This window comes from Corallococcus sp. CA049B (assembly GCF_003611685.1).
GTDB lineage: Bacteria > Myxococcota > Myxococcia > Myxococcales > Myxococcaceae > Corallococcus > Corallococcus coralloides.
In genome coordinates, this window is sequence record NZ_RAWC01000367.1 from 1 (window position 1) to 4,837 (window position 4,837).

At 71.9% G+C, this 4,837-nt stretch carries 4 protein-coding genes; all 4 read right to left on the reverse strand.

The window, feature by feature from the left end; all coding sequences use genetic code 11:
• Positions 1-811: ABC transporter permease (locus D7W82_RS38490; protein ID WP_120623016.1), on the reverse strand; the 811-nt coding region annotated here is incomplete at its 3' end.
• On the reverse strand, positions 808-1,797 hold the full coding sequence (locus tag D7W82_RS38495; protein ID WP_120623017.1) for an ABC transporter ATP-binding protein: 990 nt from the start codon (positions 1,795-1,797) through the stop codon (positions 808-810). The genes D7W82_RS38495 and D7W82_RS38490, both read right to left, overlap by 4 nt.
• Before the next feature lie 39 nt (positions 1,798-1,836).
• Positions 1,837-2,721 carry a heme o synthase gene (gene cyoE, locus D7W82_RS38500; protein ID WP_120623018.1) on the reverse strand — a complete coding sequence of 295 codons (885 nt, stop codon included), beginning with the start codon at positions 2,719-2,721 and terminating at the stop codon, positions 1,837-1,839.
• Positions 2,722-2,935: 214 nt separating this feature from the next.
• Positions 2,936-4,837: tetratricopeptide repeat protein (locus D7W82_RS38505; protein ID WP_233588193.1), on the reverse strand; the 1,902-nt coding region annotated here is incomplete at its 5' end.

Sequence of the window (4,837 nt, forward strand, 5' to 3'; positions counted from 1 at the left end):
CCTCCCACCCCACCGTCGCCCCGCCCTGCGAGCCCACCGCCAGCGACGCCTGCGCCCCGTACAGCGCGCGGCGCACGCCCTCCACGGAGAAGCGCATCGGGTTGAGCGTCATCACCCACGACAGCACCGGCCCGGCGCCCTTGACCGGGAACATGGCCCCGGAGAGCACCCACATGGGCAGCATCACCAGGCTCATCACCGCGTGGTAGCCCGCGCTCGACTTCACCCACCAGGCGAGCGCCATGCCCATGCCGGTGAGCGCCAGCGCCGACAGCACCATCACCGCCGCGAGGAGCGGGTAGTCCACCGCCTTCACGTCCACGCCCGCCAGCGGCGCGAAGAGCAGGAACAGCGACGCCTGCATCAGCGCGATGCTGGACGACCCCAGCGCCTTGCCCAGCACCACCGCCAGCCGCGAGCCCGGCCCCGCCAGCACCGCCTGGAGGAAGCCCTCCTTGCGGTCCTCGATGACGGTGATGGTGGCGAAGATGGCGCTGAAGAGCACCACCATGGTGACGACGCCCGGGAAGAAGAACTGCTGGTAGCCCAGCCCCTGCGCGCCCTCCACGCGGAACGAGCCCGCGAAGCCGGAGCCGATGACGAACCAGAACAGGATGGGCTGCGCCAGCGCGCCCACCACCCGGCTGGGCTGCCGGAAGAAGCGCACCACGTCGCGCGAGAGCAGCACCCAGACGGTGGCCCACTGCAACGCCAGCGTCCCCGGCTCCCGGCGACGGGCCGGGGCGGCGGGCGCGTCGCCGGGCGCCTCCACGGGGGAGGACGGAACAGGCACGGGGATGTCGGCGCTCATCGGCGTTTCCTCGGCGCGGGCGTGGGCGAGGGAGCATCCGCCCCCAGGGCCTTCCCGGTGAGCTGGAGGAACACGTCCGCCAGCGTGGGCCGGCGCAGCGACACGGAGGCGAACCGTCCCGGGGGGAAGGCCTCCACCAGCCGCGGCACCAGCGCGTGTCCCTGCGAAGCCTCCACCTGCACCCGCCCCTCCACCACCGTCGCCGCAAGCCCCAGCCGCTCCGTCACCTGCGCGGCCAGCGCCTCCGGCTCCGGGCCCTCCAGCGTGAGGATGTCCCCGCCCATGCGAGAAGCGAGCGCCCGGGGCGTGTCGCACGCCACCAGCTTCCCGGCGTCCAGCACCGCCAGCCGGTCGCACCCTTCCGCTTCATCCGCGCGGTGCGTGGTGCAGAGCACGGTGACGCCCTGCGCATCACGTAAACGCTTGAGGTGCGTCCAGAAGGTGCGGAAGGCCGCTTCGTCCAGGCCCTGCGTGGGTTCGTCCATCAGCACCACGCGCGGCTGGTGCACCAGCGCCCGCGCCAGCTCCAGCCTCCGGCGCATGCCGCCCGACCAGGTGCCCACCTTCTCATCGCCCCGGTCCTGCAGGCCGATGAGCGCCAGCATCGTCTCCACGCGCGCCTTCGCGTCCGCGCCCGTGAGGCCGTACAGCCGCGCGCCCAGCAGCAGGTTCTCCCGGGCGGTGAGCAGGTCATCCAGGCTGCTCTTCTGGAAGATGATGCCCATCTGGCGCCGCAGCGCCGGGTCGCTCAGGGACAGCACCCTCCCGGCGAAGTGCACCTGCCCCGCGTCCGGCGAAAGCAGGCCCGCGAGCAGTTGGAAGGCGGTGGACTTGCCGGCGCCGTTGGGCCCCAGGAGGCCCAGGATTTCCCCCGGCTGCACGGACAGCGACAGCCCGTCCACGGCGGTGCGCGCGCCGAAGCGGCGCGTGAGCCCCTCGATGCGCAGGAGCGGCGGGGGCGGAGTCGGAACGGAGGTGTCAGGCATGCGAAGGGCGGCCTCGCACCCGGACGCCGCGAGGAGGCGCTAGCCGCGGGGGATGCGGTCCAGCGCCATCACGGCGAACAGGCCGGTGAGATACACGAGCGAATACAGGAACGTCTGGCGCGCCCAGGGCTTTCCCAGGTGCTTGAAGAAGCCCCACGCCCCCAGGCCCAGGAAGCCCAGCCCCAGCACCACCGCCGCGGCCAGGTACCACGTGCCTGCGATGTGCAGCTGGAAGGGCAGGAGCGTCATGGGCACCAGCGCCACCAGGTAGAGCACCACCTGCGCGCGGCCGGACTCGTCCCCGCGCTCCAGCGGAATGGATTTGAGGCCCGCGGCGGCGTACTCGTCCTTGCGGAACAGCGCGATGGCGATGAAGTGCGGCATCTGCCAGAGGAACATGATGGCGAACAGCGCGAAGCCGCCCGCGTCCATCTGGTCCGTCACCGCCGTCCAGCCCATGAGCGGCGGCAGCGCGCCGGGAATCGCGCCCACCAGCATCGCCGCGGACGTGCGGGCCTTGAGCGGCGTGTAGGCCAGCACGTAGCTGAGCAGCGCGACGAGCCCCAGCACGCCGGTGAGCAGGTTGGCGCCCATCACCAGCGCGGGCAGCGACACCGCCGCCAGGGACAGGCCGAACCACAGCGCCGTGCTGGGGTCCATGCGCCCGGCGGGCAGCGGCCGGTTGCGCGTGCGCGCCATGAACTGGTCGCTGTGGCGCTCCCAGTAGCAGTTGAACGCGTTCGCCGCGCCCACCGTCCCCGCCGTCGCCAGCAGCGTCACCAGCGCGCGCACCGGCGAGAAGTGCCCCGGAGCCAGGAACATGCCGCCCGCCGCGGTGATGAGCACCAGCGACGACAGCCTCGGCTTCGTGAGGGAGATCAGGTCGGACGCGGTGGAAGACTGGGACAGGGCACGCGCGCTCAAGCGGACTCCAGCAGGTGGCCCCTGGACCACGGTCGCTCCCGGCTACCGGTCAAGGGGGTGTGGGGTGGACCCTCCCATACCGTCACCTGGGAGGGGTGGCAAGGCTGGGGCTCCCCGCCACATCAGCCTGCCTTGTCGCCCCCCGTCGAAAACGAAACGCCGCGATGCCCTGCAAGCGGGCGTCGCGGCGTGGGGGACAGCGAAAGGCGGGGGTTCAGTTGCCCGCGAGCCGCTGCGCGTCGGCGAGGAACTCGCCCTTGGGCTCGCGCCGCACGTACTCGGCCGCCAGCGTCTTGACCTTGCCCGACTGCTTGGCGTCCTTGGAGAGCAGCTGCGCGTAGAAGTAGTACACCGGCGAGTAGTTCTCGTCGGCCTGCAGCGCGCGCTGGTAGCTCTCGTCCGCCTTCGCGGCGTCGCCCTTGCCCTGGTAGACGCGGCCCAGCTCCGTGAGCGCGTTGGCGACGCGGTCCGGCTGGCCGAAGAACTCCTGGCTGGCCTTCTCCAGCTGCTCCTTCGCCTTGTCCCAGTCCGAGCGCTCCCGGTAGATGGCGCCCATGGCGAGCCGGGCCTCCGGGTTCTTCGCCTTGGGGTCCTTCACCGCGCGCTGGTACTGCGCGAGCGCGTCATCCAGCTTGTTCTGGCGGCGGTAGGCGTTGCCCAGCATCACCACCAGCTTGGGGCTGTCGCCCATCGTCTTGAGCGCGGTGACGAGCGCCTCGGAGGCCTCCTTCTCACCGCCCGGCTTGCCCATGAGGGCCTTGGCCAGCTCGACGTGGAACTGCGCGCGGCTGCCGTCCGCGCGGATGGCCTTGCGGATCTCCTCCGAGGCCGCGTCGAAGTTGCCCTCCGCCAGCAGGCGGCGGCCCTTGATGAGGTTGAGTTCCGGGTTCTGCTTGTCGAGCGCGAAGCCGGTCTCCTCCGCCTTCGTGACCTCCTGCTTCGCCTTGGCGGGATCCGCGGGCACGCCCGTGGCCTCGGTCATCTTCTGCTGCATGTCCGGCTTGAGCGAGGGCATGGCCAGCGCCACGCGGGCGATGAGCAGCGAGCGCGCGAGCTGCGCGGCGGCGAGCTGACGCGGGCTGGGCGGGGGCTCCGCCTCCAGCAGCTTCTTGATGTCCCGGCTGGCCACCGCGTAGTTCGGCTCGTCCTGCTCCAGCATCAACAGCGAGCGGCCCAGCAGGGACTCCGGGTGGTCCTTCTCGTAGCGAAGGGCGAAGTCGTAGTTCTTCCAGGCGGTGTTGTCCTGGCCCAGCCGGCGGTACACCGCGCCCAGGCCCGCGTAGACGCGCGGATCATCCGGCGCCAGCGCCTGCGCGCGCTCCAGGCTGTCGCGTGCGCGCTCCAGGTCGCCCGCGTTCATCTGGATGAGGCCCAGCGTGAGGTACAGGAGCGAGGACGCCTTGTTCTGGTCGTTGAGCTCCTTGACCTGCGTCTCCAAGGAGGCCAGCGCGCCCTTGCCGTCACCGCTGTACGTCTTGATCAGCGCCTGCGCGGCGATGAGGTGGCTGGACAGCTCCTTGCCCTTCTGGGCCGCCGCCAGGTGCTCCTCGGCCTGCCGGCGCGCGTCGTCGCCGCCGCCGTGCTCACCCCAGCGGATGGCGTACGCGTACGCCAGGTAGCCGTGGGCCGCGGTGGAATCCGGGTCCACCTCCAGCGCCAGGTCCGCCGCCGCGCATGCCTTCTTGTAGCTGTCGAACGAGTCGTGCTTCAGCTGCTCGGTGGCGGCGTCCAGGTTCTTCTTGAGCTCGCGACCGCGCTTCTTGGCCTGCGCCGAGTAGAAGCCGTATCCGCCCGCGAACAGCGGGATGAGGATGAGCAGGACCAGCGACAGCATCTTGCTGCCGTTGCTCTTGGGCGCGCCCTTGCGGCGCGACGCCGGCTCGTCGTCGTCGTCCTCGACCTCTTCCACCACCACCTGCGGACGGCGCTGGGGGCGCGGAGCGGAATCCGACGCCGGGCGCGCCGTGCGGGCCGCCTGCTGCGAGGGAGCGTTGAGGCGGCCCGCGGGCGTGGCGGCGGGCGCTTCAGCGGCGGCGGGCGGGGCCGTCACGGGGACGGTCGCCGCGGCGGGCGCTTCAGCGGCGGCCGGGGGCGGCGCGGCCACGGGCGCGAGCAC

Bases quoted from the DNA above. Each gene is read 5' to 3' on its own strand.
- D7W82_RS38495 (WP_120623017.1), bottom strand. From the start codon at position 1,797: ATGCCTGACACCTCCGTTCCGACTCCGCCCCCGCCGCTCCTGCGCATC.